1 protein-coding gene is annotated in these 967 nt (G+C 72.5%); it reads left to right on the top strand.

Annotated features, from left to right (window positions below; translation table 11 throughout):
• A partial coding sequence (locus E1193_RS32300; RefSeq protein WP_165945878.1) for a hypothetical protein occupies positions 1 to 755 on the top strand: 755 nt, incomplete at its 5' end.
• Between the last annotated feature and the right edge of the window lie 212 nt (positions 756 to 967).

Raw genomic sequence — 967 nt, forward strand, 5'->3', positions numbered from 1 at the left:
AGGCGGCACCGACCGGCTACCCGGCGGTGCCCACCGAGGGGTTCGCCGGCACCCCGACGTACGGGCTGCCGCCCGCTCCGCCGGCGAAGAAGTCGCGGCTCGGGTTGATCCTGTCCCTGGTCCTCGCCGGTCTGCTGGTGCTCTGCGCCGGCGGTGGCGGGCTGGCCTACGTCGCGCTCGCCGACGACGACGCCCCGCCCGGCTCGGCCCCGTCCCCAGGCATCTCCCGGGGGGCCTCGGCCAGCCGCGCGCCGGAGCCGAGCCCGTCGGAGCGCGCGCAGGAGGTCGAGCCGGCCCCGCGGATCCGGCTGGTCACCCCGAAGACCCTTGCCGGCCGGGCGAAGAACACCGAACCGCAACTGCGCCGGCTCGCCGACCAGATGGTCCGCGACATGAAGAGCGACGTCACCAACGAGTCCGGGGCGGTGGGCGCCTTCTACGGCAGCGTTGCCAAGCGGAACCTGACGATGGTCTCCGGAGTCTCCGGCCCGGTTCTCCTTCCCGAGAAGGAACTCGACGACGCGGTGAAGAGCCTGTCCGGGTCGCTGGCGCTGAAGAAGGTGGCCCCGGTCGACCCCGGCCCGCTGGGCGGCGTGGCCAGGTGCGGCGACGGCAGGAGTTCCGACATCGCGCTCGGCGTCTGCGTCTGGGCCGACGAGGGCAGCGTCGGCATGATCGTGATGTTTTTCTCGTCGGCGAGGAAAGCCAAGGCCGAGTTCGCCACCATCCGGGGCCAGGTCGAGAAGCGTTCCTGACGCGTGAGAACGCAGGTCGCGGCGGTCGCGGCGTCCGGTGTGGACGAAAGTGGCCGCCGCGTGCGGCCCTGGGCGGGCCGGTGGGAGGCGGGGCAGCACAACGATGGCGTACCGGCCTAAGATCACCCGTCCTCATCTGACGTTTGGAGCTGACCCCTGATGTCCCAGCCGCCGGCCAACCCCTACCCCCCGCAGCCGGACAACGGCGAGCC

Source organism: Micromonospora sp. KC606, from assembly GCF_004348675.1.
Taxonomy (GTDB): Bacteria; Actinomycetota; Actinomycetes; order Mycobacteriales; family Micromonosporaceae; genus Micromonospora.